At 46.6% G+C, this 25,898-nt stretch carries 21 protein-coding genes; 6 read left to right on the top strand and 15 right to left on the bottom strand.

The genetic code is table 11. The annotated features are described in order from the left end of the window. Positions 1-27 precede the first annotated feature (27 nt). Positions 28-1,290, top strand: a complete 1,263-nt coding sequence (locus P2W84_RS02930) for a prephenate dehydrogenase (RefSeq protein WP_276088607.1) — start codon at positions 28-30, stop codon at positions 1,288-1,290. On the opposite strand, the gene P2W84_RS02925 is transcribed toward P2W84_RS02930, so the two are convergent. Further along, on the bottom strand, positions 1,239-3,032 hold the full coding sequence (locus P2W84_RS02925) for a hypothetical protein (RefSeq protein ID WP_276088606.1): 1,794 nt from the start codon (positions 3,030-3,032) through the stop codon (positions 1,239-1,241). The two genes, P2W84_RS02930 and P2W84_RS02925, sit on opposite strands and share 52 nt — an antisense overlap. Before the next feature lie 141 nt (positions 3,033-3,173). Between P2W84_RS02925 and P2W84_RS02920 the strand changes: the two genes are divergently transcribed. The 4 genes from P2W84_RS02920 (at position 3,174) to hemN (ending at position 7,348) form a co-directional block, all read left to right on the top strand. Further along, entirely contained in the window at positions 3,174-4,370 is a 1,197-nt protein-coding gene (locus tag P2W84_RS02920) for a PAS domain-containing sensor histidine kinase (RefSeq protein ID WP_276088605.1), read from the top strand. A 22-nt stretch (positions 4,371-4,392) separates the two neighbouring features. Further along, entirely contained in the window at positions 4,393-5,454 is a 1,062-nt protein-coding gene (locus tag P2W84_RS02915) for a response regulator (RefSeq protein WP_276088604.1), read from the top strand. Positions 5,455-5,535: 81 nt separating this feature from the next. Next, positions 5,536-6,000: a lactate dehydrogenase gene (locus P2W84_RS02910; RefSeq protein ID WP_276088603.1), complete on the top strand. Its 465-nt coding sequence runs from the start codon at positions 5,536-5,538 to the stop codon at positions 5,998-6,000. Continuing rightward, positions 5,984-7,348, top strand: coding sequence for an oxygen-independent coproporphyrinogen III oxidase (gene hemN / locus P2W84_RS02905; RefSeq protein ID WP_346348946.1), 1,365 nt, complete (start codon positions 5,984-5,986; stop codon positions 7,346-7,348). Before P2W84_RS02910 ends, hemN begins: the two co-directional genes overlap by 17 nt. A gap of 1 nt (position 7,349) precedes the next feature. On the opposite strand, the gene P2W84_RS02900 is transcribed toward hemN, so the two are convergent. The 8 genes from P2W84_RS02900 to P2W84_RS02865 form a co-directional block, all read right to left on the bottom strand. Next, positions 7,350-8,033, bottom strand: a complete 684-nt coding sequence (locus P2W84_RS02900) for a sulfite exporter TauE/SafE family protein (protein WP_276088602.1) — start codon at positions 8,031-8,033, stop codon at positions 7,350-7,352. Then, on the bottom strand, positions 8,030-8,455 hold the full coding sequence (locus tag P2W84_RS02895; protein WP_276088601.1) for a FixH family protein: 426 nt from the start codon (positions 8,453-8,455) through the stop codon (positions 8,030-8,032). The genes P2W84_RS02900 and P2W84_RS02895 overlap by 4 nt, the downstream gene beginning before the upstream one ends. Positions 8,456-8,458: 3 nt before the next feature. Continuing rightward, the gene (ccoG, locus tag P2W84_RS02890; protein ID WP_276088600.1) at positions 8,459-9,799 is read right to left on the bottom strand and encodes a cytochrome c oxidase accessory protein CcoG; all 1,341 of its coding nucleotides are present in this window, start codon (positions 9,797-9,799) and stop codon (positions 8,459-8,461) included. 17 nt (positions 9,800-9,816) lie between these two features. Beyond that, positions 9,817-10,608: a cbb3-type cytochrome c oxidase N-terminal domain-containing protein gene (locus tag P2W84_RS02885; protein WP_276088599.1), complete on the bottom strand. Its 792-nt coding sequence runs from the start codon at positions 10,606-10,608 to the stop codon at positions 9,817-9,819. Beyond that, positions 10,601-10,771 carry a hypothetical protein gene (locus tag P2W84_RS02880; RefSeq protein WP_276088598.1) on the bottom strand — a complete coding sequence of 57 codons (171 nt, stop codon included), beginning with the start codon at positions 10,769-10,771 and terminating at the stop codon, positions 10,601-10,603. Before P2W84_RS02880 ends, P2W84_RS02885 begins: the two co-directional genes overlap by 8 nt. An 18-nt stretch (positions 10,772-10,789) precedes the next feature. Then, the gene (gene ccoN, locus P2W84_RS02875) at positions 10,790-12,901 is read right to left on the bottom strand and encodes a cytochrome-c oxidase, cbb3-type subunit I (protein ID WP_276088597.1); all 2,112 of its coding nucleotides are present in this window, start codon (positions 12,899-12,901) and stop codon (positions 10,790-10,792) included. Between the two features lie 63 nt (positions 12,902-12,964). Then, complete coding sequence (ccoS, locus tag P2W84_RS02870; protein WP_276088596.1) at positions 12,965-13,159, bottom strand: cbb3-type cytochrome oxidase assembly protein CcoS; 195 nt, start codon at positions 13,157-13,159, stop codon at positions 12,965-12,967. Continuing rightward, the gene (locus P2W84_RS02865) at positions 13,156-15,558 is read right to left on the bottom strand and encodes a heavy metal translocating P-type ATPase metal-binding domain-containing protein (protein ID WP_276088595.1); all 2,403 of its coding nucleotides are present in this window, start codon (positions 15,556-15,558) and stop codon (positions 13,156-13,158) included. Before P2W84_RS02865 ends, ccoS begins: the two co-directional genes overlap by 4 nt. 130 nt (positions 15,559-15,688) lie before the next feature. Here P2W84_RS02865 and map point away from each other — a divergent pair, with 130 nt between their 5' ends. Continuing rightward, positions 15,689-16,453, top strand: a complete 765-nt coding sequence (gene map, locus P2W84_RS02860; protein ID WP_276088594.1) for a type I methionyl aminopeptidase — start codon at positions 15,689-15,691, stop codon at positions 16,451-16,453. A 2-nt stretch (positions 16,454-16,455) separates the two neighbouring features. Here the strand turns inward: map and P2W84_RS02855 are convergent, their stop codons facing one another. From P2W84_RS02855 to P2W84_RS02830, 6 genes are all read right to left on the bottom strand, one after another. Then, the gene (locus tag P2W84_RS02855) at positions 16,456-17,151 is read right to left on the bottom strand and encodes a hypothetical protein (protein WP_276088593.1); all 696 of its coding nucleotides are present in this window, start codon (positions 17,149-17,151) and stop codon (positions 16,456-16,458) included. A 178-nt stretch (positions 17,152-17,329) separates the two neighbouring features. Beyond that, complete coding sequence (locus tag P2W84_RS02850; RefSeq protein WP_276088592.1) at positions 17,330-18,469, bottom strand: TlpA disulfide reductase family protein; 1,140 nt, start codon at positions 18,467-18,469, stop codon at positions 17,330-17,332. A gap of 16 nt (positions 18,470-18,485) precedes the next feature. Further along, entirely contained in the window at positions 18,486-19,919 is a 1,434-nt protein-coding gene (locus P2W84_RS02845) for a PKD-like family lipoprotein (RefSeq protein WP_276088591.1), read from the bottom strand. Positions 19,920-19,930: 11 nt separating this feature from the next. Next, entirely contained in the window at positions 19,931-20,785 is an 855-nt protein-coding gene (locus tag P2W84_RS02840) for a DUF4843 domain-containing protein (protein ID WP_276088590.1), read from the bottom strand. Positions 20,786-20,796: 11 nt separating this feature from the next. Further along, a complete protein-coding gene (locus tag P2W84_RS02835) occupies positions 20,797-22,290 on the bottom strand; it encodes a RagB/SusD family nutrient uptake outer membrane protein (RefSeq protein ID WP_276088589.1) in 1,494 nt (497 codons plus the stop codon). 9 nt (positions 22,291-22,299) lie between these two features. Then, positions 22,300-25,737, bottom strand: a complete 3,438-nt coding sequence (locus P2W84_RS02830; RefSeq protein WP_276088588.1) for a SusC/RagA family TonB-linked outer membrane protein — start codon at positions 25,735-25,737, stop codon at positions 22,300-22,302. Between the last annotated feature and the right edge of the window lie 161 nt (positions 25,738-25,898).

Raw genomic sequence — 25,898 nt, 5'->3', positions numbered from 1 at the left:
CGCAGATTCCGATAGCTTTACGGTAAAATGAAAATCGGAATTATTGGATTGGGAGATATGGGCCTGCTGTATGCGGGCGCGTTGGTGGCGACAGGTTATGACGTACTTGGCTGTGACCTGCCGGGTCGTATTGCTTTTCTTCGCGAAAACGGGATCATAGATCATATTTCCTGTACAGAAGATGGCAATCTGGTGAGCCGCACCTGCGATATCATTATTTATGCAGTTGAGGCGGAAAAGATAAATGAAGTTGTCGGACTCTATGGCCCTGCTACCCGCTGCGGGGCCATAGTTGCCGGCCAGACTTCTGTAAAACATCCTGAGATCGCGGCCTTTGAAAAGCACCTGCCCGGAGATGTACATATCGTGACCTGTCATTCCCTGCATGGACCGGCAATAGGGGCAAAGGGGCAGAAACTGGTGATCATTCCGCACCGTACCTCCGCAGAAGCCTATCAGCGGATGTCGGATGTTCTTTCGGCCCTGGGCTCTGAACTTGTTGAGATTCCTGACTATCATGTTCACGACAAAATTGTGGCCGATACACAGGCTGTTACGCATCTTGGATTTGAGAGCATGGGTACTGCCTGGAAGGAAGCGGGGTTTTTCCCCTGGGAGAATGCGTCTTACGCGGGAGGAATAGATAATGTAAAGATTCTGACCACGCTGAGAATATTCGGTAGTAAGGCGCACATTTACGGAGGACTGGCCATCCTTAATCCGTATGCAGCAAGTCAGGTAAAACAATATGCCCGTTCTGAATCCGAACTGTTTAAACTGATGATCATGGAGGAGGAAGATGAATTCAGGAAACGGTTATACAGAGCAAGAGATTTTGTTTTTTCAAGCGATGACATTCCGGTGCTGCTGAACGATAGGACGATGGGTGAGTTTTCTCTGGCTGAAGCGGCAGACGTTCCCAGGAAGCCCAATTCTCACCTTAGCCTGTTAAGCATGGTAGATGCATGGTACCATCTCGGAATTAATCCATATCAGCATCTGATCTGCCAGACGCCACCTTTCAGGCTTAGATTAGGGATTGCCGAGTATCTTTTTCAACACGAAGAACTGCTGGAAGAATCTATAGAAACCGCACTTTTTAACAAGTCTATCCGGGCAGATGATCTTGAGTTTCATTCTGCGGTAAGGGAGTGGACTTCGCTGGTGGTATACGGAGATATGAACGGCTATAAATCACATTTTGACCAGGTAAAGTTTTTTTTTAAAGACAGGCTGGATCATGCAAAACTGAAAAGTGATGAAATGATCCGCAGACTGGAGATCGACTGATTTAGCCGGTCAAGCTGCATGCTGTCCCATAATGCAGATTTTCCCTGGTCCCGTTTGGCCATTTCCTGGTAATACCTGATGCCTTCCATCAGCTGGTTATAGAAACTGAATAAATACTTCTGTTGCTTCAGATCTTCCTGCAGATTATTGCATTGTTGTTTCAGGTAACTGATATAAAGCTCAAGTTCCTTGATAAAAAGGTTTGGCCTGGAAACACCCTTCAGCAGATTGCACCTCCCGTAAATATGATCGACCATTTGTTTAAGGCTGTAAATTCCCTTAAAATAGGCGATGTTTGGTCCCGGACAAATGCTGACCGCCTTGCTTTCTTTTGGTTTTACAATGTCTGCCTTTAGGTATGCCGAAGCACAAAGGCCCTCGCAAAGGCAAACCTTCTCAGTGACCTTATTGATCTGGTTTAATTTTTCACTTTCTGATATGTCCGATGCATTGATTCGGGCAATCTTGAGCTTTTGATATTGCCTTGAAGCTGTGCATATCGGTTGCTCCGTAAATTCAGTATTGTTACAAAGATATTTTTTAGTGCAGGGGCTGCCTGGTTTTCCTTTTCCGATTCGTTCAAGTCTTAACTGTTCAGCGGTGCATTTTCTGAAATTGTTAAAGGGAACCCCGAGGGGAGATGCGTTGCTGATGTAAAAATCATCCTCATTTGCAGTGGAGAGTGCATTCAATGTATGATCATCGACATTGGTGGCCTCAGGTACCAGAAGAAACGGGCTTCCCCATCCAACTGCGTCCAGCAAATATTCGTTCAGCAAAAAACGATGTTCATCTGAATTTCCTACTCCGCCCTGTACGGTAATTCTTTGCTGGGGAAGCCGGGTAATGTTCTGGTCAAGGTTTTTTTTGACGAGTGCCTGGATGTACAGCTGGTACAATTCTGCATAAAGATGGTCCTTATTGTCTTTGAACTGCTGCAGTATAGGTCCGATAAGGTGCCCTTCGGTCGCAAACGCGTGACCACCGCAGTTCAGTCCCGATTCTATCCTGAATTCCGTAACCCATAATCCTTTTTTTGCCAGCACTTTTGCCTGTACCTGTGCGGATCTGAAGTCACTTACTTTAAGGATGATTTTTTTTTGAAAATGGCCGTTTGTGTCAGGATGAAAGCAACTGAAAGTCTCCATGTAATTGAACAGCCGCGGGTTCATACCTGCTGAAATTACGAGGGATGAATTGAGCTTGCTCCTGACAAATCCCCTTAATGCCGAGAGCGCATCTGTATACTCGGCCGACAATGCCTCGCCGTCAAAATAGTTGACTTTGTCTACTTTGGACATAATGTTGACGTCGATATTCCCGGGAGACAAGACCTGTTTTAGTTCCCGCTGAAGTTTTTCTCTTGCTGATATATTATTGGTTTTTACCATCTTCCGGTATTTTTTCTTTGCCGGATTATCATCAGGAAGGAATTCGAAATAAGTATTGAGATCGTTTATCTCTGAAAAATCCATCTGCTTCATCTTGTCCATTTGCGCAGCTACCAATTGGTCCATGAGATCAAGATAGGCGGTAATTCTTTTTGCCCGGCTATCTTCTTCTTTGCTGCTGATGGGTACATACCTGATGCCATTGAGCTCGGAATGATATTTCCTCATCCGTTCAGCCAATTGGTCGTCGACAATGGATACAACAGAGGAAATACCGTAGCGGGCAACCTTTAAAGGTGTGTCAATAGAATAGCCGAGGCCAAGTACAGGAATGTGAAGCGTATGGTACATGAGGATTATACGTGTTTTGCAGGTGCAAAGAAGCCGATAAGGAGTTTTTTAAAAACTGACCTTGGTTACTTTTTTGAATGATTTATATTACATTGTGCGATAAACGATCTGGTAATTTTGCACATCACAAGAATATAAGCTATGGAAGGTGTACAGCTGCTGAAAGCGATCATTGAGACAGCGATAGACGGAATCATTACGATAGATGATAAAGGACGGGTAGAAAGCCTTAATCCTGCAGCCCAAAAGCTGTTTGGCTATAATTTGGATGAAGTGGTGGGCAATAACATTTCTATGCTGATGCCCGAACCGGACAGAAGTGCGCACGACGGCTATATTAACCGTTATCAGCGTACCGGGGAAAAGCGGATTATCGGAAAGGGCCGGGAAGTACTTGGCTTACGTAAGGATGGGACTACTTTTCCGTTCAGACTGGCGGTAAGTGAAGTTCATTATAAGGACAGGACAATATATACCGGTTTTATCCACGATCTTTCCCGGGAGAAGGAAGCTGAGCAAAGGTTGAAGGAGTATGCCGCTGAACTTGAAGACCTTGTTGATGAGCGGACCATTTCGCTGAAGAAGATGGTGAACGCGCTGAGCCAGGCGAAAGAAGAGGTGAGCCTTTCGCTGGAAAAGGAAAAGGAACTCAACCAGATGAAAAGCAGATTTGTTTCCATGGCTTCTCATGAATTCCGTACGCCGCTTAGCTCCGTGCAACTGTCTTCTGTGCTTATTGAAAAATATGCTGCGCCGTATGATAACGATCAGATACGTAAGCATGTCGGCAAGATAAAGAATGCAGTAGGCAATCTGACGACGATACTCAATGATTTTCTTTCCCTGGAGCGGCTGGAGGCAGGCAGGGTAGAGCCGTCGTTCTCCAGTTTTGACCTGGTCAAGCTTGCTGAAGAGGTGACCGAAGAAATGCAGCTGATCGCGAAGGAAGAACAAAACATTATCTATCAGCATACCGGAGTAGAGAGCCTGGTGGATCTTGATCAGAACTTGTTACGCAACTGTATGATCAACCTGATCTCTAATGCCATTAAATATTCCGGAGAGCATACATTTATTGAGTTTAACACCGAGCTGAATGCAAACCAATGCATCATAACCATTCGTGATAACGGAATAGGTATTCCGGAACAAGACCAGAAAAACCTTTTCCAGCCTTTTTTCAGGGCAAATAATACCGGGAACATTCCCGGTACAGGGCTTGGGCTCAATATTGTGAAGCGTTATGTTCTGCTGATGAACGGCGCTCTTGAGTTTGAAAGCGAGTTGCACAAGGGAGCCCGGTTTACCATCTCTTTTGTGCGCAATGCAAGTATATGACAGGTTACTAAATTATCCACAGATGTCAAATAAACATAAAGTACTCATTATAGAAGATAACGATGATATCAGGGAAAGTACGTCTGAAATCCTTGAACTGGCAAACTATACTGTGTTGCAGGCCCCGAATGGAAAATTGGGGATAGAAATTGCTGTACGGGAACTGCCAGATGTGATTTTATGCGATATCATGATGCCGGAACTTGACGGTTACGGCGTTTTGCAGCTCCTGGCAGCAAATTCTCAGACCGCAGTGATCCCTTTTATCTTCCTGACAGCAAAAAGTGAGCGTCAGGACATGCGTAAGGGCATGGAACTTGGGGCGGACGATTATCTGACCAAACCCTTTGATGAGCTGGAGCTTTTCAGTGCTATAGAAAGCAGACTCAGAAAGAAAGACAGCCAGAAGCAAGTTTACGGACAGTCTCTTGAACAGCTGAACTCATTGCTTAACCACAATCGTGGCAATGAGGAGCTTAGAAAGCTGATAGAGGATCGTAAAGTAAGGAATATCCGGAAAAAGCAGGTCATCTATTATGAAGGTGATACGGTTAACGGGGCTTATCTCGTACTCTCCGGAAAGGTCAAAACCATTAAAGTCGCTGCAGACGGAAGGGAACTGCTGACAGGAATGTATGGGCCAAACGAGTATTTTGGCATCGCCGCACTACTTGCTAACGACGACTACCGGGAAACCGCTGAAGCGGTAGAGGATACAGCCCTATGCTTGTTACCCAGGGAACTTCTCGAATCGCTGCTGCATAAGTATCCTAATGTAGCGGCAGAATTCATCAGGCTGATGGCCAACAATGTGCTCGCGAAAGAAGAACAGCTTCTGGAACTGGCCTATAACTCAGTACGCAAGCGCATGGCAGGCATTCTGTTGCGGCTAACTCAAAAGGAACCTGTTTCTGGTATACTGTCCGTAAGTATTTCAAGAGACAATCTTTCTGCAATGGCGGGAATAGCTTCTGAAACGGTAAGCCGTATCCTGAGTGATTTCAAAGATGAAGGACTGATCGTGCGGAAAGGCAGCTATATTGAGGTACTCAATGTGCAGAGGCTCCAGAACATGAAAAACTGATATGTATCACTATTTCCCGGTGATGCGACTCATTATTTGAATCTTGCCGGGCAGGTAACTTTGTGTTCTAAACCAGAGTACATGAAAGTAGTAGCCTACAGTATCCGTTCGGCGGAAAAAGAGCCGCTGGCCATAGCCAACCATAAGAAACACGACATCACACTGATCTCCAACTCTCTGTCGGCAGAAACTGCCTTTTATGCAGAAGGTAAGGATGCTGCGGTTGTATTCACAGACGATGATGTTTCTGCTGAGGTTGTCCATCAGCTGGCAGATCTTGGTATTCGTTATATTGCCACGCGTTCCGTAACCTGTGATCATATTGATTCCGAAGCCGCAGCCGGCAGGTTCATCAGGATAGCAAACGTCCCGGAGTCTTCGATAGCAGGGCTCGATGGGGAAGCGTTGTCGATGGCCCTGGCTATTGAAACCATAAATAACCTTGATAACTGGCAGGGAAAAAAATGCCTTGGCAATGCTTGCGTATGTTCACGCGCCTGCGACCAGATCAAAGACCAGCAAAGCGTGCATAGCCATGGACATTGATCGCTTAATTGAAAAATACCGCATCGCCGCACCACGGTATACCAGCTATCCTACCGTCCCATACTGGCAGGACAATGAATTTAGTTTACCTGCATATCTGGACCGGCTGCGTGGTTCCTTTGAGGAAAATGAAAAAGAAGTGAGCCTTTATATACATCTTCCATTCTGCGAAAGCCTTTGTACTTATTGCGGGTGTAATACCCGGATCACGAAAAATCATCAGGTGGAGGAGCCTTATGTAGCGGCATTGCTTAAGGAATGGGCGCTTTATAAGGATGCGTTGCCCGCCTTACCGATAATAAAAGACCTTCATTTGGGTGGGGGCACGCCTACGTTCTTCAGCCCTGAAAACCTCGGCAGACTGATTAACGGGCTAATCGGTCCTTCCGGTTTGCCCGATCATGCGAATTTTAGTTTTGAGGGGCATCCTGCAAATACGACCCCGGAACATCTGGATAAACTTTACAATCTGGGTTTCAGGCGCATTAGTCTTGGTATACAGGATTTCGACCCCGTTGTGCAGTTTGCGATCAACCGTATACAATCCTATGAGACTGTTGCTGCCGTTACGGAGGCAGCCCGTAAAGCGGGCTTTACTTCTCTGAATTATGACCTGATCTACGGACTGCCCCATCAGCAACTGGAAGGCTTGGCGAAGACGATTGATATGGTCTGTAAATTACGGCCCGACCGTATTGCCTTTTATAGCTATGCACATACCCCATGGCTTAAACCAGGTCAGCGAAGGTACACTGAAAAAGACCTGCCGTCGCCTGCAATTAAGGCAAGTCTATATGAACTGGGGCGATCTAAGCTGCTGGCCGCGGGTTATCAGGAGATCGGGATGGATCATTTTACGTTGCCTGGTGAACACCTTCATGTCGCCGAAAAGGAGGGAAGGTTGCACCGCAATTTTATGGGTTATACCGAACAGACCGGAAAGGTACTTATCGGACTTGGCGTCTCTTCGATCAGCGATTGCTGGACCGGATTTGCGCAAAATGTAAAGACGGTAGAAGCTTACCACAAAGCGCTTCAGGCTGATCAACTGCCTATATTTAAAGGGCACATACTGGATGGGGAGGACCTTTTGTTGCGACGGACGATTCTGGACCTGATGTGTAAGGGTAAGGCAAAATGGTCGGATAGCGAGAGGAGTACAGAGGCGATCAGCCAGGCACTTGAGCGTACGGAACCGCTGGCTGAAGACGGCCTGGTGAAAGTCTTTCAGCATGCAATAGCAGTCACCCCTTTAGGAAAACGTTTCCTGAGAAATATCTGCATGTGTTTTGATGCCAGGTTATGGGCGGAAAAACCAGCCGGTCAGCTTTTCAGTATGGCAGACTGATTTATTTACATACCCCGCCTTGGGAAAGTGGTTCCCCCGGACTAATATAGGGGAGATTCAGTTCAAGCCCCCTTAGAATGAACCATACCCCGATCAGCAGCATGGCATACGGTAACATCCGGTTTAATTTATTTCTGAATGAAAATCTGGATAACCCCACTGCAACCGCGGTGAGGAACATCAGGGGCAATGTACCTATGCCAAACCAAAACATATAAGTAATGCCCTGAAAAACACCGGGTATATTGATTGCTCCTGCAAGGGCGAGATAAACAAACCCACAAGGTAAAAAGCCATTGATCACTCCGATCACAAAGTGTCCGGCCCTGTGTTTCAGTGCAAGGCCAATCAGGTTTTGTATATACTTAAAAGCAAATACACTGCCGCCCGTCTGCAGTCCACCCCTCAGTTTAGAGATAGCGGCAACCAGGATCAGGCATCCGCTAAGAATGCTGATACCCTGCTGGAATCCAGACGCCCATATCTGTTTGCCCAGGAGACCTGCTGCGGCGCCTAAGATACAATAGGATAAAATCCTTCCAAACTGGTAAAGCAATTTGCCGGAAAGGACAGCTGCCCATCCCGGCCTGTTCACAGGAATCGAAAAGGCCAGCGGACCACACATGCCCAGGCAGTGCAGAGAGCCCATCAGGCCGATCATTAAGGCCAGTTTATCATTGTTCATGGCAATACGATTTCTTTTTCGCTCAGATAGTGTTTACCATTGCTTTCCCACTTGACCTTTAACCGCCAGGCCCCTTTCTGTAAGCTGTCCGCATCCATCTCAACTGAATTATCGCTGTTGGTACTGAAGTTTAGTCTTCTGTCCATGGCTTTGTCTGCCAGGCAGATCAGTTGTATAGCTCCGCGGGATGCCGACCTGAAATGAATGGACAGGAGGCCCTGGACTACACTTATTTCAGGCGCAGCATTATCTTTGATAACCTGCTGTTTCAGCCGATAATCTTCGTCATATTGTAAGCCTTTTTCGTAGTAATCGTTTTCTACAAGGCCATCCTGGCCACTTGTCACCATAAACCAGCCCAGTCCAAGGATAAAGACCATAAAACTGCTCATGCCGATAATGATTCTGGTTCCCCAATTCATATTTTAAAGATCAAAAGGTGCAATAAATGTGGTTTTAAAATTGTCCAGTGTCCTGCTGCCCGAAAGCAGACTGAACGAGATGCCTGACTTATACTGCCTGATTTTCTTTTGTGGCAGGATGACGAAGAAGGTAACCTTTAAACTTCCTCCTCCGGGAATTACCGCCTGTTTCCCAATGTAACGTATGCGGGCATCCGGATCGTCCGGCCTGATCTCATACTTAACCGGTTCATTGGTTTTGTTTACAAGCTCGGCGGTATACAAGTTACTGACCGTGCCGTCTTCCGGATTGAGCTGGTACAGTGTACCGCTTGCCCTCAGGATCGTCGTCTCTACGGGTGTCCTGGCCAGAAGCAGATAGGTCAGTACAGAAAGCAGCAGCAACAATATCCCGGAGTAACCGTATACTCTTTTACTCAACCGGAAAGGTTTCTTCTCCCGTATGCTTTCTTCTGACTGAAATCCGATCAGTCTCAGGGGCTTATTGATTTTTTGCATGACCATGTCGCAGGCATCAATGCATGCCGTACAATTAATGCATTCGAGCTGCGTACCGTTTCTGATATCTATTCCAGTCGGACAGACCTGCACACATAATTTGCAGTCCACGCAGTCTCCGGTGGCCCCGGGTATTGCCTTATTCAGTCTGCCCCTGGGTTCGCCGCGCGAGTAATCATAGGCGACGACGATACTTTGGTTGTCCAGGAGTACACTTTGCAGCCTTCCATAGGGACAGACTACGGTACATACCAGCTCACGCATACGGGAGAAGACCAGGTAAAAAACAAGGGTGAAAATGCATATGGCCGCAAATCCGCCAATGTGTTGGTCTACCGGGTCGGTAATGAGGTCAAAAAGCGCTTTTCGCCCGATGATATAAGCCAGAAAAGTATTGGATATCAGGAAACTTATGGCAAGGAACAAAAAGTGCTTTAACGTTTTTTTAATGACTTTTTCCAGGGTTACCGGTCCTTCGTCAAGCTTTTTCCGCTGGTTATGGTCACCTTCTATCCATATTTCGATACGTCTGAATACCATCTCCATAAAAATGGTTTGCGGACAGGCCCAGCCACAGAAGACACGTCCGAAAATGACCGTAAAAAGGACGATAAAAATGATAAAGACGAGCAATGCGAGTACGAACAGATAGAAATCCTGCGGCCAGAAGACCAATCCGAAGAAGACAAATTTTCTGTGCAGTACATCCAGCAGCACCAGTTGCTCGCCATTTAAAGTAATGAATGGCGCCCCGAAAAGCAATACAAGCAGGATAGCCCCTATTGCGCTGCGGTATTTGAAAAGCGTTCCGCTGATGTGTTTTGGATAGATCCACTGTCTTTTCATGACACGCCGTTATTTCATTATTTGTTACCTTGGGGAGCTTTTGCCCCCGGAGGATTGCTTCCTTGAAGGGAAAGGATGTAACTGGCCAGGTCGGATATCTGTTTTGGCCGGAGTGTTTTTTCCCAGGCAATCATTCCCTTATCAGGCACACCGTATTTTATTGTTTTGAAGATGTCTTTTACAGTACCTCCATGTAACCAGTATTCGTCGGTCAGGTTAGGGCCAACAATACCCTGACCCTGCTCTCCGTGACAAGGCGAGCATGCGCTTTTAAACAGCGTAGCGCCAGATTGTAATGTTGCCGCATCTTTTGAAGCTTCTACATTGTTTTCATCAATTTTAGCGGAAGCATTTCCGGGTCGGAGCAGCATTGCTGTTCTGGCTTCTTCAGCCTGTTTAAGTTCTATGGCATATTCTTCTTCCTGCAGCGGTCCCCAGCCGAATACATGGTAACTGAGCAGATAGACTATGGCGAAAATGATAGTGCCATAGAAAAGTACCATAAACCAGGCCGGAGTAGGATTGTCCAGTTCTGAGATGCCATCAAAGGTATGTTCCATGACCAGGTCTTTTTCTTCTTCGATCGGCTTCAGGCCCATGATGCGGTTCAGCAGTGAAAGTTTCTTCTTTGCAGCTGCTCCGGTTTCTTCTTTAAGAAGTTCAAGTTTTGCTTTTTCCTCAGGGCTGGCAAAAATAGTGGGATCAAGACTTTCCTTTACCAGTACCTTAACAACTTTCAGTACCAATAAGGCAGTTATCAGGATCAATGCTGCTGCGATCAGCAGCAGAAGGATAAAAAGATCAGTCATGGCCGGTTTCGTTTAGCGGTAATTCACTCATGTATTTCACGCGCTCCCTGCTCATTTTAAGCAGCAGTATACTAACAAGCAGGAAGAAAAGGATAAATATGGCCAACGAGGTGATCAGGTAAACCTGTTTGTCGCTGGTCTGTTCGAGAAATTGCTTAAACATCGTATTAATTTTTAAGGTTTATTTTGCTTTAATGTCAGTCCCGAGCCTTTGCAGATAGGCGATGATCGCAATGATTTCCCGGTCGGATCTTACCTTGACGTTATTTTTCCCCAGGTCTTCTGCTATATTTTTTGCCTGATTTTCCAGGTCCCGGTTGGCCTGGTTTTCGTAACCCAGCTCATAGGGCACGCCAAGTGTACGCATGGCCCTTATCTTTGCCGCTGTAGTCGTTGTGTCCAGCTTCTGGCTGATCAGCCATTCGTAAGGAGGCATGATACTTCCCGGAGACATGGTCTGCGGATCGAGCAGGTGGTTGAAATGCCAGGCATTGGAATATTTCCCTCCTTCCCGGGCCAGGTCAGGACCGGTACGTTTCGAGCCCCACAGGAACGGATGGTCGTAAACGAATTCTCCTGCTTTACTGTATTCTCCGTAACGTTCGGTTTCTGACCGGAACGGACGTACCATCTGGGTGTGGCAATTGACACAGCCCTCCCGGATATACAGGTCACGACCCTGAAGCTCAAGCGCCGAATAGGGCTTCACACTGCTGATGGTAGGAATATTGGACTTGATTGTAAACGTCGGCATCATTTCGATCATTCCTCCGATCAGGATAACGATAAGCGCAAGTACCATGAATGCCATAGGCCTGCGCTCCAGCCTGCGGTGCAGCTTCCTGTCTGTGCCTGCCGGCTGATAGCTTACATCCAGTGCCGGTGCTTCTGCAGCCTCATCGGCCACCAGGCTTCCTGCACGTACCGTCTTCACGAGGTTGTAGGTCATCACCAGTACTCCTGCCAGGTAGAGTGTGCCGCCGATGGCGCGGAAAATATACATAGGGATGATCTGGATAACCGTTTCTAAGAAGTTTGGATATTTCAGCATCCCTTCTTCTGTGAATTCTTTCCACATCAGGCCTTGGGTAAATCCAGCAAAGTACAGGGGAACGGCATAAAAGATAATACCCAGTGTGCCGATCCAGAAATGGAAAGCAGCCAGTTTTTTGGAATACAGGGTGGTCCTGTAGATACGGGGGATCAGCCAGTAAAGGATGCCGAAGGTGAGGAAGCCGTTCCATCCCAGGGCACCGACATGTACGTGAGCCACGATCCAGTCAGTAAAATGCGCTATTGCGTTGATCTGTTTCAGTGAAAGCATGGGGCCTTCAAACGTCGCCATACCATATGCGGTCAGCCCCACTACCATAAACTTGAGCGTGGCGTCTTCACGCACCTTGTCCCATGCACCGCGAAGTGTAAGCAGCCCGTTGATCATACCGCCCCAGCTGGGTGCAATGAGCATGATGGAAAATGCGACACCAAGCGACTGGGCCCAGGAAGGAAGTGAAGTGTACAGCAGATGGTGCGGGCCGGCCCAGATATAAATGAAGATCAGCGACCAGAAGTGAAGGATACTCAGCTTATAGGAATACACCGGTCTTCCGGCCATTTTAGGCAGGAAGTAATACATCATGCCCAGGTAAGGCGTGGTGAGGAAGAATGCGACCGCATTATGTCCATACCACCATTGTACCAGCGCATCTTGTACACCTGCATACAGATAATAACTTTTGAAAGCAGACACCGGTAATTCAAACGAATTGACAATATGAAGCACGGCAACTGTGACGAAAGTGGCAATGTAGAACCAGATGGCGACATACATGTGCTGTTCTCTGCGTTTGATGATCGTGCCGAACATATTGATCCCAAAAACCACCCAAATGACGGTGATCGCAATGTCAATCGGCCATTCCAGTTCTGCATATTCATGTGAAGTTGACAGACCCAGTGGGAGGGTGATCGCTGCTGCGACAATAATGAGCTGCCAGCCCCAGAAATGGATCTTGCTGAGCGTATCGCTGAACATCCTGGCCTTTAACAGCCTCTGGAGAGAATAATATACGGCCATGAAAATGGCATTTCCCACGAATGCAAAAATAACGGCATTGGTGTGCAGCGGCCTGATCCGGCCGAACGTTGTATACTGTGTGCCCATGTTCATCGCCGGTTTGAAAAGCTGGAAGGCAATCAGTAACCCTACGGTCATGCCGATGATGCCCCAGACAATGGTGGCGATGGCAAAGTTTCTGACAATCTTATTGTCGTAGTAGAATTTCTCGATCATGTCAAATGAGGTGTTTAGTTTTTGTGGTGTAAAGTTACCCTGGTCCGGGCCGGAGGTTAGTGATCAGGATTTTGAAGGAATGTGATCTCGGTCACCTGTGCTGACTTCGTTTACAGGATCGGCTTCATCCAGCAGAATACGGATGCCAGGTGTATAGGTATCGTCATGCTGGCCCGTATTGTTCGCCCAGAAAAATGCGGCAAGAAAGATCAGTGCAAGCAAGATACTGCAGCCGATCAGGATAAATATCATGTTCATAAAAGGTGGTTTTTCCGGGCATACATCCGTGCAGCCACAGTAGTGAATGAAATAATGGTTATTGTGCTTAGTGGCATCAGGATGGCTGCAAGGAGCGGGGATAACAGGCCCTGAGTCGCAAAGTAAAGGCCCACAGCATTGTAGCTCAGCGATATCCCAAAGGACATGTGGATAATTTTAACTGCGTCTTTTGCCTGCTGGATAAACTGCGGGATCTTTCCGAATGAGGCCCCGTCAAGAATAGCTTCGCAACCCGGAGAAAAATTGTTGATGTTGTCCGTTACCGCGACGCCAAGATCGCTTTGCTTCAACGCGCCGGAGTCGTTTAACCCATCTCCGAACATGAGGACCTTATTTCCGTTTTGCTGCAGTGCAGCAATATAATCCAGCTTGTCCTGGGGTGATTGCCCGAAATGCATTTTACGGGCGCTTTCAAAGTAGGGCACCAGTTGCTGCTTATCGCGGTCCTGATCGCCGGAAAGCAAGTGCAGGTCTGCCCAGGTGCCCAGACGGAGCAATAGGTCTTTGAAGCCGCTGCGCCATTGCTGATGGATGATAAAGCTGCCGAGGTAATGGTCGTTGACCATTACGTGGACGCTGCTGTGTTCGGAAGAATCCACCAGTGGCAGGCCAAGGAATGCAGAACTTCCCAATTTTACATGATTTCCATTGACCATGCCACTGATGCCCCTCCCAATTTTTTCTGTATACTGCTCAGCCCGGTACCTGAGTGGCAACCCTAGCTGACGCACAAGCTCACGGCTCAGCGGGTGACCGGAATTGCGGCAGAGATCGCTGATCCATTGTCGTTGTTCTTCGTCTATGCTCCCGGTAAACCTGAGGTTTGCACCTTCGGGGCTGGTAATTGTTCCGGTCTTGTCAAATACGAATGTATCGATACGGGCCAGCTGCTCTACCACAGCCGTATTTTTGAGATAGAATTTATTGCGGTCGAAGATGCCAGTCACAGCGGCCAGCGTAAAAGGCGAACTCAGTGCCAGTGCACAGGGACAGGCGATGATCAGTACAGCGGTAAAGGCGGCCAGTGCCTTATCGCTTTGGTGGTTGATCAGCCAGAAGCCGGCAGACCCGAAAGCGATCAACAGCAGTACAATGCTGAAATATTTACTTGCCGTATCGCTGAATGTACGGATGTGTGGCTTGTTCCTGGCGAAGGCTTCGTTATTCCAGAGTTGGGTCAGGTAACTTTGGGATACCGGCTTCAGGACTTCCATCTCCAGGGCGCTACCCAACTGCCGTCCTCCTGCATAAACTACTTCGCCCAATATTTTCTTTACGGGCTCAGATTCACCTGTCACAAAGCTAAAGTCGATCTCTCCGTCACCTTTCAGCAAGATCGCGTCAGCCGGAATGATTTCCTGACAGCGTACCCTTATCCGGTCACCTTGTTTCAGTTCTGCAAGTGGTACAGGCCGCTCTCCGGAACCTTCGATCCTGGTGACTGCAACTGGAAAATATGAACGGTAGTCCCTTTCAAAGGAAATATGATGGAAAGTGCGCTGTTGCATCCACCTGCCTACGAGCAGGAAGAATACCAGGCCGCAAAGTGTATCGGCAAAGCCGGCACCAGTCTGCAGCAAAACTTCATAAGCTGTCCGTATAAACATCACGGCAATCCCCAGCGCGAGTGGAAAATCGAGGTTCAGCCTGCCTGCGCGCAGATTGTTCCATGCCGAAAAAAAATAGTCTTTGCCGCTATAAAAGGCTGCAGGTACGCAAAACGCCAGATTTAAAAGGCCAAAGAACCGGCTATACTCGCTTTCAAGCTGACTTAACCCGAAGTAGTCAGGAAAACTCAGGAGCATTACGTTTCCAAAACAAAAACCGGCAACTGCGATCCTGGCAGCGAGTCCGCTTTCGGTACGCTCAGCCTTACTTTTTTTAACTACATCGTTCAGGCTGATCAGTGGCTCATATCCTACTGAAGTAAGAAGTTCTACGAGTTCGCGTAAACTAATTTTCCGGATGTCAAAGTTAACGCTGACCTGTTTCTTCAGGAAGTCGATCCTCGATTTTTGTACACCCGGATGCAACTGGTAAAGATGCTCCAGCAACCAGATGCAGGAGCTGCAATGCACTGCAGGTATGTAAAAAGTAACTATTCCTGTACGCTCATCACGATAATCCAATAATTGTACAATGATATCCTCCAGATCCAGGTATTCATAGTTATTTCCTGCAGCTTTTTGTGTTTTACCAGGTACTTTATTATACTGATAGTAGTTGCCAAGCTGATGCTCATGCAGAATATCGTGAACAGTTTTGCAACCGGCACAGCAAAACTCTCTGTCACCGGAAACAAATATTCCTCTGCTGATGATCTCTTCTCCACAATGGAAACAGTGGAGGCTGGTCAGTATGGCGCCTTCTTGTATCATAACCTGATTTTGTGCTCCAAAATTGTTGCTGTTTGGTCATTAAATATGTAATCACTGTCCTTATAAAATGTGATGTCTGTCACTTTGACCGGAAGATGTTGTCTATATTTGGCTTTTTAAAAGATCTTTAATGTCTATCACTTCTGTACAGGAACTGCAGGGCATGCAGCAGATAAGCGCTGCCGTGGCACATGCTCTGAATGAAATGCGTAAATATGCGAGACCTGGTATGAGTACCCGGGAACTTGATGAATACGGAGGAATGCTTTTGGCCCGCATAGGGGCAAAGTCCGCACCCAGGCTGACCTATGGATTTCCGGGCTGGACTTGTATCAGCGTCAATGAAGAAGTTGCCCACGGGATACCTACTGACCAAAAGATACTCAGAGAGGGGGATCTGGTCAATATTGATGTGTCCGCAGAACTCAACGGATTTTGGGCAGATAATGGCGGATCCTTTATTTTAGGGGAAGACCACAGGCAGTTGCAGCATTTAGTAGATGCTTCAAGAGACATTCTGCGGATTGCGCTTAGTCACATTTCCGGTGGTGTCAGGATCAATGAGATTGGCCGCCTGATTGAGACTGAGGCCAGGAAACGCGGTTATAAAGTCATTAAGAATCTTGCAGGACACGGTGTTGGCCGTGGCCTGCATGAAGAACCTCATGACATCCTGAACTATTACGACAGATATGTGACCCAGCGTTTCAAAAAAGATTCGGTTGTTGCGGTCGAAACCTTTATCTCCACAAATTCTACTATTGCGGAACAGCAATCCGATGGCTGGACCTTAACAGGAAACAAAGGCGGATATGTGGCTCAGCATGAACATACCATTCTGGTTACATCCGAAAGGCCGGTTATTCTTACTGAGGCGAACGGGATCTGGGCGTAAGCTCAGTTCTTTCGTGTTCTTATACTCTTCCGCCTGCTTGTCTTCTTTTTGACAGCGTTGGTTTTCTTTTTGCTGGGCCCATTTTTGTTGATATTAAACGTACTTTCTGAAACAGAAAGAAAGTTGATCACATCACGCTTGCGTTGATGGATCATAACATGTTCGCCTTTACGCTCAATAAATCCGGTAATTTTCTTTTTCGGAGGTAGTCTTATCACCTCGATCAGGGACATCCTGTCGTCTGACTGCAGGCCTTTGAGCCGGCTGGCCAGTTCAACTGCTTCAGGAGCTACGCCGGCGAGTAACAGAAAGGATTCGCGACTGAATTCTACGTATACAGAATCCCGGCAAATTTCAATATGATATCGGCTGAGGGCATCATAAAAAAAACACTCCGAATCAAAAAGTATCTTGCCCTTGCCAAAAATATACGTTGTACTTTCATAGGGGATACCATATTTATCATGTTTAATCACATAATAGCGCGCCCCTCCTTTATCCATCCAGTAGGCTGTCTGAAATTTTTTTCCGGTACTGGCCACTTTTAGTGGCCTGGCAGTTTTTCCGGTTTTGAGCATCGGTATGATGTTAGAGACAAAGGCCTCACTTAGCGAAGTTATGGAGTTTAAATAGGTGATCAGGTTCTTAACTGGCTCATCACAGTTGTCAATTAATTTTAATAAGTCTTCGTTGTTCATATCAAACGTATTTTATAAAAACAATTAATTTTTGAGTAATATTTGTTTTTAAATGTTGATAATCAAGAGAAAAATTTACAAAAACGTATTAGCAGCGCTAAATGAATAAAAAAAAGCCAGTGCTATCCGGCACTGGCTTACGCTTATAAAATAATTTGTTGATCGGTAAGAATAATCGCTAGTTCATCAGTTCCGCCAGCTTCTTATTCAGTGCTTCTCCAACGAGATGGCTGCCAATGATTTTCCCTTCCGGGCTTACCAGGAAATTTGCGGGTACGCCGGAAATCCCGTAGACTTTTCGTGCCTCACTTTCCCAGCCTTTCAGATCGGATACCTGTGTCCATGTCAAACCATCTTTCTTAATGGCGTCCAGCCATTTGGCCTTGTCATTGTCTACCGATACGCCAAGTATCTCAAAGCCCTTGTCCTTATAGGCAGCATATTGTTTCAGAAGGTTCGGACTTTCTGCACGGCAGGGAGAGCACCAACTGGCCCAGAATTCGACCAGTACATATTTCCCCTTATAGTCAGAAAGAGAAACCGGTTTGCCATTTACATCGTTCTGTGTGAAGTTGGGAGCAATGGAGCCCAATGCCGTAACGGTATGGGCATTCAGAATCTTGTAGAGGCCCTGGCCGGTATAAGACAACCTGAGCTTTTCATTCAGTTTGTTGAAGACAGGCAGGGCCGCTTCAGGCTTCATTGAATACCCGCTGACCAGTTCAGAAAGGCCCTGAAGTGCGAAATAGGAATCAGGATTATTTTTCGCAAACTCAAGCAGTTGCTCACCGCGAGATTTGCGGTAAGCCTGTACTTTTTTGTCCAGCGTTTTGAAATACAAGGTGTCTTTCTGCTGCTCGGGACTGGCTTTCCGGAGCAAAACATTCGCGTTGTGATGCACGGTCATTACGGTAGGCCCAACGGTCTTGTTGAAGGCTTGTAATTCGTTGTACACTTTTGAACCAGTCCATTTGGCGTTATAAAGCGAGTCAGGGGAGGTAATATGAATTTTTTCCTTACCAAAACTCACATAAATGACATCTCCGGTGCCTGTTGCGTAAATTTCCTTGTCTTTAATACCTTCTCTGGAAAGTACCATTCTCGAATTGGCAATGCCGTCTATATATCCGGTAACTTTGAAAGTTCCGTTCACCAGTTCCGCAGAGTCCGTTTTGCCCTGGCCATCGGAAGAATAGTCAATGTATACCTTCGCAGGCTTGTTCAGATTGCCGATTTTACCCGTTATGGTAAAATTAGGGCTTTGGGCTGCTGCTGCCCATGGGGCGAGCAGCGTAAAGATCATGAGTTTTATTTTCATTTCGTGTTTTTCAAGTTTAATTTGTTCTGGTTAAAAAGTCAACCGGGGCACCAGGTATACCTGTGGTTGATTTTGTAATATTACCGTTCTTCCCGACGCTGACATCTAGGATATGTACCGCACCGTCTACACCAACTGTCAATGTGTTGTCGTCAGTGCTGATTTTGAGCATAGATACTTTTTTGCCGCCGAAATCTGCGTCCAGTGCTTTCAGGTCTTCGTTGATCGGATTGTATCTGTAGATTTTGTCATTGGACGAGAAATAGAATACATTGATAGAATTTCTTACCCATTTTGAATCTGCCTGGACTTGCGAAGATCCCGCAAACAAACGCTTTTGCGTTGCGGTGATTTTTCTTGGACTTTCTGCCAACTTGTTATCAAACCGGAGCTCATAGGTCTTACCGTCAGCCTCCCTGAAGAATGCGTAAGTCGTACCTGAGACAGCCGCCTTCATATATACCAGATTGGATAATCCTGTGTTTTTCGGATCAAATGCAGGAGCCGGATCGGTAGTTACCTCGTAGTTGTTGCCTGCATAGGTTCCTCCTCCATCAAACACGACAAAACTTTTTGACTTTAGATCATAGCCAATATAAAAGGCTCCTGTAAAGGTGTAAAAAGGAGACAACTCATAGTCACCCTGCTGTTCATTCGTAAACTTGCCGTAATCTGGGGCAAACGGAGCGGTTGATTGCACGCCGATATACAGTTTGCTGTTGATCACACCATGTGAAATGGTACCTTGATAGGTTTCCAGCCATCCCGGAGTTATGGTTGCCGGCGGCAGGAAGAATTGCGATCTGAAATTATCCTTTAGCAGCAGTGTGCTTGGATTGACAATTACGCTACCTTTTAGAGGGTCTTTACATAAGATCCAGTATTCTTCCTTACTTAGTAACTGGTAGGGCAGCGGCTTTGAATAATACAGCTGTACAGGGTTTGCAGGAAGCTCACCATCTTGAAGGCTTTCGTAGATGTTGGCGAGCACCGTATTGTCCGGCTTCACAAACGATAACTTTGCCTTACCGCCTTCGTTACTCAGAACGAGCGTACCATTCGAAAATTGAGTGGTGCCTGTGATTTTGAACTTGTATTTGTAAATCAATCCGTTACGCTTATCGGTGACAATCAGTGTCGCAGCACGTTCTCCGGTTCCCAGATTGAACAGCATTTTGAACGGATAACCGGTAAAACTCAATTCTCTTAATTCTTCTAAAAGAAGGATACGCCACTCAAAGCTTAGGTCTTTAAGCGGATCCGCACCGTCCAGACTGATCTCTGGCTTGATGATGAGGGAATCACCGATCAGTGCCTGAAAATTGGCATCCTGGATACCTTTGATCACTGGACTGGAGGGTGGAGTATATACATAGTTACCCAGGTCCTTTTTACACGATGTATATAAGATGGCCAAAAAGGCCAGAAAACCTATTAGTTTCAATTTCATAATCGTAATTCTTAATTAATGATGATTTGATTGCCATTTTCATCCATAAAGAAATATCCGTTTACCTGCGGAAAGAACTTCACGTAGATCTTGATTGTCGGTGCGTCTACATGGTAGAAGTCATAATCTTCAGTTCCATCGGCCCGCTTGGTCAATACATATCCTTTCTCCGGAAATCTGGCTACCCAGGTAAAAGGATCACGGGTGAAATTCCTGAGGTTTTCCAGGTAATAAAGCGTCCGCGGGATACCCATGTAGCCGTCAGGCGCTTGCGGGTTCACTAAAGCCTGGCCACCCGAAATCAGGAATAACCGGTGTGCCGTCCTGTTATATTTACCTAATTGGCCCTGCCACCATGCCCACCACTCCGGCTGCTCTAACCGGTTAGAATAGATGATCCTCTTCGTGCGTATCGGTACAGGAAGGCTGATGTCAAAATCACCGCCAGCGGTCACCCTAATGCCCAGCGCAACAGATTTGTTAGCCAATTCAGGGTCGGTATTTTTCAGGATTACCGGTACCAGCATCTTGCCCGAATCAGCAGGCATGGTATAAAATGCTTTTAAAGGTTCATAATGCAACCCTGACTGAGCTGACGTCAGTGAGTCTACAACCGACAAGACGAATTTTCTGTCTTGTGGCTTGCGGTTTCCACTGATGCTTACAGGTACCCAGACGGTGTCACTAGCAAGTCCGCTCTTGTCGGCAAAGGAATAGGTAATGGCTGAAGTATCGGGATTTCCATCAACATCCTTATAGTTCAGATAAATATTGTCCGTCACACCTTCATATCTGGATATTTCATTTTTCTTGCAGGCGAATAAAACTGCAGTCAATACGAGGATATAATTAAAGTATCGTTTCATTTGTTCTCAGTTTAATTTCTGTAAGCAATTTCATCAACAGGGATCGGGAACACAAATATCTTGTCACTCGCCGGATAGATCAACCCGTTTGTGTTGATGATTTCCCTGTTCAACCGTTTATGCATGTAAAAAATCTGGCTTTCACCGAAGAACTCCTTTCTGGCCTCTTCAACCAGCTTTTTGATGAAATCAGGGCGGGAAATGTTTTTGGGAATGGCCTGTCCGATTCCTCTGTGGACGCGCACGCTGTCTACCAAGGCTGTAGCCTTAACCGGATCCGAGTCAAAGCTTGCTTCAGCGGCAATGTAATACATTTCCGAAAGCCGCATTGCAGGAGCTACAACAGGGTGCAGGTTGCGCTGAGGAGATCCGTTCCAGGTGTATTTCTGCAGGAAAGAGCGTCCAACAGTGTTACTTCCCGTAACATCTATAAACCATTGTCTCCAGCGCCAATCGTCTGCGCCCACCGAACCCTTTTCATAAATCAGGTCTTTTTGCGTAATGCTTGGCGTGTACGCTGCATCATTGTCTGAAAAGAGGTCATTTACATGGTCGCGCACCGATTGTGGCACAAACCATGCAGAAATCAGTTCAGGATAGAAAATTTTGTCCCTTTGCTGTGCATTCGTATTGAAAAAGTCTGCCTGTTTGGTCCAGGGAAATTTTTTAGCGTCAATCACTTCAAGGGCATTCGCCAGGCTATTCTGATAATCTTTTTTATACAGATACACCCTGGCCAGTTCACCACAAACCGTGAAGTAATTCATGCGGTGACGTCTGTTCTGAAGAAACAGCGAACCGTTTTGCCTTTCAGTTTCCTTTTGAGCTTCCGGAAATCCCTGCGGATAGTCTTTATCAGGATAGCCGACGATATATGCCGGAGTCCTTATAGGATCTACCGCTTTCAATAACTGCTTTGCCGTATTCAGGTCTGCAATGATCTTGTCCAGCGTCTCGGTTACCGTCGAAAATGGTGTGCTTTTGATGGATACGATTGTGACATAAGGAATGGCCGGTGCATTCGGCTGACTTGCAAAAGAAGGGGCGAACATACGAAGCAGATCAAAATGCAGGTAGGCACGAAGCGTAAGGGCCTCTCCCTTGATCAGTTCATAGTTTCCATCGTATAGGATACCCTTTTTTGCGTCAATCACCTCCAGTATCGCATTGCAGTTACCGATTGCTTTATACATCGTAGCCCAGATCTGGTCGTTTTTGCCGATCAGGAAAGGGTCGTTGAACTGAAATGAAGCTACTTTCCGCAGGTTCACATCTGTAAATTCATAATTCTGTGCCATGATGTCATGGTTGCTGAAAGTAAGGTTCCCCCCGTAAAGCGACATTTCCGAAGCCATGTTATAGATGCCGTTCAAAGCTTCCTGAAAGCCTTCCTGTGAAGTAAACAGGTCCTCTTTCGAGACATCGGATTCCGGTTGCACGTCGAGGAATTTTTTACATGACGAGCATGTCAGTAATAAGATGATCAGATATATAAAATTTTTCATGGTCTTAAATTAAAATGATGCCTGTAATGAAAAGGTCACACTTCTTGCGAACGGAGAATTGATTCCGCGTTCTATTTCAATAGTAGATGCTCTGAACAGGTCGTTGGCCGTAATCGCAGTCCGGAGTGACTGGAAGCCGAACCTGCGGATGAATTCGCGTTTAAAATCATAGGAAAGGTAAACCGACTGCAGGTCAATCAGGCTTTCTTTCTGGATGAACCTGGAGCTTGCACGTGTCAGTGACAGGTCCTGGATGTTTTTGTACAAAGCCTGATCACCCGGTTTTACCCACCTGAGTTCCATTGCCCTGCGGTCGACATTAAAGCGTGGGTCGGCATTTTCAATCCGGTCCACCAGTGTCTGGTTATAGATCTGGCCGCCAAGACGGAACCAGAAATTCATGCTGAGCATGAAGCCCTTATAAGTAAAGTTCGGGTTCAGATTGCCTTCCACCGACGGGGTGCTGTCTCCCACCGGTTGTGTGTCCCTGACATCATAGTCATAAGTAAGCGACCCGTCCCGCTTTACAAATATTTCTTTCCCGTTCTCAGGGTCGATACCCAGTGACTTTACCGCATAAAGCGTATTCAGCGACTGCCCTTCATTGTACCGCAGTAACGGCATTGCATAAAGCTCATTATTGGGGTCGTTCTGGATGTCGTCGATCTTGCTGTTAAACGCTTTCAGGGAGTTGGACAATTTCACCAGCGTATTGGTATTGTGTGCAATGTTCCCGTTGAGGGAAGCAGTGAAGCCATTTCCGGCGTAGACATTACCTTTCCAATACAGTTCATAACCTTTGTTGTTCATGTCTCCAAGATTGTCTTTGTAGGTCACGAATCCGGTAGAAGGCGCAAGGTTGATATCTGTAATCAGGCCTTCAGTAAGTTTGTAATAATACCGTGGTGAGAGTACAATCCTGTCGTTCAGGAATCCGATGTCCATACCGACGTCATAGTTCTTGGTTTGCTGCCACTCCAGGTTACTGTTACCGTAATTCTGTGTCGTCGCCCCAATGCCCGTTGAGTACCAGTTATTGCTGTTGTATGTATAAATTGAACGTGACATATATGCCGGGAAGCCAATAGAACCGACCACGCCTGTACTTGCCCTTAATCTGAGTTGACTGAATACCGAACCTTTCATGAAATCCTCATTGTGCAAATTCCAGCCAAGGCCGATAGCATAAAAAGGGGCAAACCGCCTGTCCGATCCGAAGGCTGATGAACCATCCATTCTGAAGGATCCGTCCATCAGGTACCTGTTTTTATAAGAGTAATTACCAGAAAAGAAAGCACCTGCAGTCCTGCTGATGATGACGTTCCCGTCAGGATTCGAGTTTTCCCGGTAAATTCTTGCAAAGCCGACATTTGTAAAGCGGTCGTTGGAAAAGCCTTGTGCCGAGAATCCCTTGAAATCGCTTCTCGCAGATATGACGTTGGCACCCAGTACGAAGTTGAAAGCGTGGTCGTTGATCTGCTTAAAATAGTTCACAGTTAAGTTGCCGTCTACAGCCAGCCGGTTTGTCGTAGCATAATCGTAAGTTCCCCGGTTATTGAGCCGGTCAGTTCCATAATCATAAAATGCGCTGCTCAGCGGCGAGACAAATACATCATTTTTTGAAATGGTATTGTTCAAACTGATGAGCGACCTGATACGGAAACTTTCAGAAAGTCTGTAATCGGCTGTAAATGCATCGATGAGCTCGAAATATGAATTCTTACTAAAGTTGCTTAAACTGGCGTCATACAGCGGGTTGAAGACGAAGCGGTCCACATATTGATCCGGGCCATTTCTGAAAGTATTGACCCGCCAGTTGGCCAGTTCCTGTATGGTCCTGCCCAGGCTATCTTTTAAGGGGAAATATGGATTCATTCGTGCATAATCTTCGAAATTTCCATATTTTGAATCAACGCCGTTTGTTTGGTTTACCGACAGATCGTTTCTAAAGATCAGCTTTTTTGAAGGGTTGTAAGTAAAGTTCATCCCTCCGCTGTAGCGGTCACGGGTAGCACCTTTCATCACACCAGGCATGGTCTGATACCTCAGGTCAATTCCATATCTGAAACTTTGGTCCCCGCCCTGAGCGTTCAGGGAATGTTTTTGGCCGTAAGCATTTCGTAAAGGTTGTGAGAGCCAGTAGGTATTGACTCCGCTGGCCACATTTCTAAGTCTGTTGAACAATTGTGCATCGCGCTGTTCCCTGGCATCGTCACCCAGATCGCCGCGGTCGCTGTACAAACCAGCCATTTGTTCATAGGCAATCTTGTCCTTTGCGTTCAGTACATGATAGCCAGACAGGTCAGGAGCGGTCACCTGGAGTTCAGAATTGTAGAACAACTGCAGCTTTCCGGCTACCGGAGCTTTCGTGGTAATCACCATCACACCGTTCGCCGCCCTTGAACCATATACGGCAGTGGCGGCCGCGTCCTTTAAAAGGGTTATCGATTCGATCCTGTTGATGTCGAGATCGACAACTTTCTGTAACGTGACTTCAAAACCATCCAGGATAAATGCAGGCTGGTTAAACTGTGCAGCCAGGTTGTCCCGGTTTATCAAGTCTTCCTTGCTTCCCGGGATAGATGGCAGCGCCGTAGCTCCCCTGACATTGATCCTGGGCATTGCATTCGGATCCGAACCGGCAAGGTTGTTGTCGAGTAGCCGGAAAGAAGGGTCAAATGACTGTATTGCCTTTAATACGTTCTGAGGATTGCTTCTTTTCAGGTCGTCCCCTTTCACGACGATGGCATTACCTGTATAGCTTTCCTTTTTAATCGTCTGATAACCCGTCACCACCACATTCTCGATCATATTCACCTGGGTCTTCAGCGCAACAACCAGAGGACCTGCATTGGTCACCTTCACCTCCTTAGGCTCGAAACCAATATAGGTAAATACCAGAATGTCCCCGTTGTCAACATCCAGCTGAAACTGTCCGCGCTCATTGGTCTGGGTACGCACCGAAGTTTTACCCTTTACCATCACGTTCACACCTGGAATCTCCTTTTTTGTATCCTCCTCAATGACAAATCCGGTCACACGGATGAACTGGCTCGCAGCGCCGTCGAGTATTCGGGATGCGGGCTCTTCGTTCCGGATTACGATCGTTTTGTCCACAATATTGTACGTAAGCCCTAAATCCTTGAAGCAAGCATTCAGCGCTTCCTGCAATGGTACATTCTTCAGGTTAACGTCCAGCAGTTGTTTGTTCAGGCTCTGTTTTCCGCTGTAAAAGAACAAATACCCGGTCTGTTTCCTGATGTCTTTGAGTACGGTTTCCAGTGTGGTGTTTTTTCTGGAAACGGTCACATTCTGTGAAAAGGCCGCTGCGTGGATGTGCAGTGTGCCTATCAGCATTAAAATAGCAGTTAACTTCATCACTACTAATAATTTATACTTTACCTTCCACGCTTCCGGCGCGGGGTTGTAAAGAAAAGTTAATTTCATACTTTTGAAATGGAATTAAGTGAACAACTAGCAGCCCGGGAGGTCGAATATCCGGCTGCTTACCTTACTTTCAGGCCGGAAGGGTAAGAGACTTCCGGCTTTTTTTTCAATTTCCCTGGTTCTTAATGTAGCTTTTTGGTCATGGTGTCGGTTTGGTTTGG

Origin of the sequence: Pedobacter sp. JY14-1 (assembly GCF_029269825.1) — a bacterium.
Taxonomy (GTDB): domain Bacteria; phylum Bacteroidota; class Bacteroidia; order Sphingobacteriales; family Sphingobacteriaceae; genus Pedobacter.
Note: the sequence above shows the minus strand (reverse complement) of the source record. Positions and strands in the feature narration are given on the sequence as shown.

Bases quoted from the DNA above. Each gene is read 5' to 3' on its own strand.
- P2W84_RS02830 (WP_276088588.1), bottom strand. From the start codon at position 25,737: ATGAAATTAACTTTTCTTTACAACCCCGCGCCGGAAGCGTGGAAGGTA.
- P2W84_RS02900 (WP_276088602.1), bottom strand. From the start codon at position 8,033: ATGAACAATGATAAACTGGCCTTAATGATCGGCCTGATGGGCTCTCTG.
- P2W84_RS02880 (WP_276088598.1), bottom strand. From the start codon at position 10,771: ATGTTTAAGCAATTTCTCGAACAGACCAGCGACAAACAGGTTTACCTG.
- P2W84_RS02885 (WP_276088599.1), bottom strand. From the start codon at position 10,608: ATGACTGATCTTTTTATCCTTCTGCTGCTGATCGCAGCAGCATTGATC.
- P2W84_RS02895 (WP_276088601.1), bottom strand. From the start codon at position 8,455: ATGAATTGGGGAACCAGAATCATTATCGGCATGAGCAGTTTTATGGTC.
- map (WP_276088594.1), top strand. From the start codon at position 15,689: ATGTCTATCACTTCTGTACAGGAACTGCAGGGCATGCAGCAGATAAGC.
- ccoG (WP_276088600.1), bottom strand. From the start codon at position 9,799: ATGAAAAGACAGTGGATCTATCCAAAACACATCAGCGGAACGCTTTTC.
- P2W84_RS02925 (WP_276088606.1), bottom strand. From the start codon at position 3,032: ATGTACCATACGCTTCACATTCCTGTACTTGGCCTCGGCTATTCTATT.
- P2W84_RS02835 (WP_276088589.1), bottom strand. From the start codon at position 22,290: ATGAAAAATTTTATATATCTGATCATCTTATTACTGACATGCTCGTCA.
- ccoN (WP_276088597.1), bottom strand. From the start codon at position 12,901: ATGATCGAGAAATTCTACTACGACAATAAGATTGTCAGAAACTTTGCC.
- ccoS (WP_276088596.1), bottom strand. From the start codon at position 13,159: ATGAACATGATATTTATCCTGATCGGCTGCAGTATCTTGCTTGCACTG.
- P2W84_RS02930 (WP_276088607.1), top strand. From the start codon at position 28: ATGAAAATCGGAATTATTGGATTGGGAGATATGGGCCTGCTGTATGCG.
- P2W84_RS02840 (WP_276088590.1), bottom strand. From the start codon at position 20,785: ATGAAACGATACTTTAATTATATCCTCGTATTGACTGCAGTTTTATTC.
- P2W84_RS02865 (WP_276088595.1), bottom strand. From the start codon at position 15,558: ATGATACAAGAAGGCGCCATACTGACCAGCCTCCACTGTTTCCATTGT.
- P2W84_RS02915 (WP_276088604.1), top strand. From the start codon at position 4,393: ATGTCAAATAAACATAAAGTACTCATTATAGAAGATAACGATGATATC.
- P2W84_RS02855 (WP_276088593.1), bottom strand. From the start codon at position 17,151: ATGAACAACGAAGACTTATTAAAATTAATTGACAACTGTGATGAGCCA.
- P2W84_RS02920 (WP_276088605.1), top strand. From the start codon at position 3,174: ATGGAAGGTGTACAGCTGCTGAAAGCGATCATTGAGACAGCGATAGAC.
- P2W84_RS02850 (WP_276088592.1), bottom strand. From the start codon at position 18,469: ATGAAAATAAAACTCATGATCTTTACGCTGCTCGCCCCATGGGCAGCA.
- P2W84_RS02845 (WP_276088591.1), bottom strand. From the start codon at position 19,919: ATGAAATTGAAACTAATAGGTTTTCTGGCCTTTTTGGCCATCTTATAT.
- P2W84_RS02910 (WP_276088603.1), top strand. From the start codon at position 5,536: ATGAAAGTAGTAGCCTACAGTATCCGTTCGGCGGAAAAAGAGCCGCTG.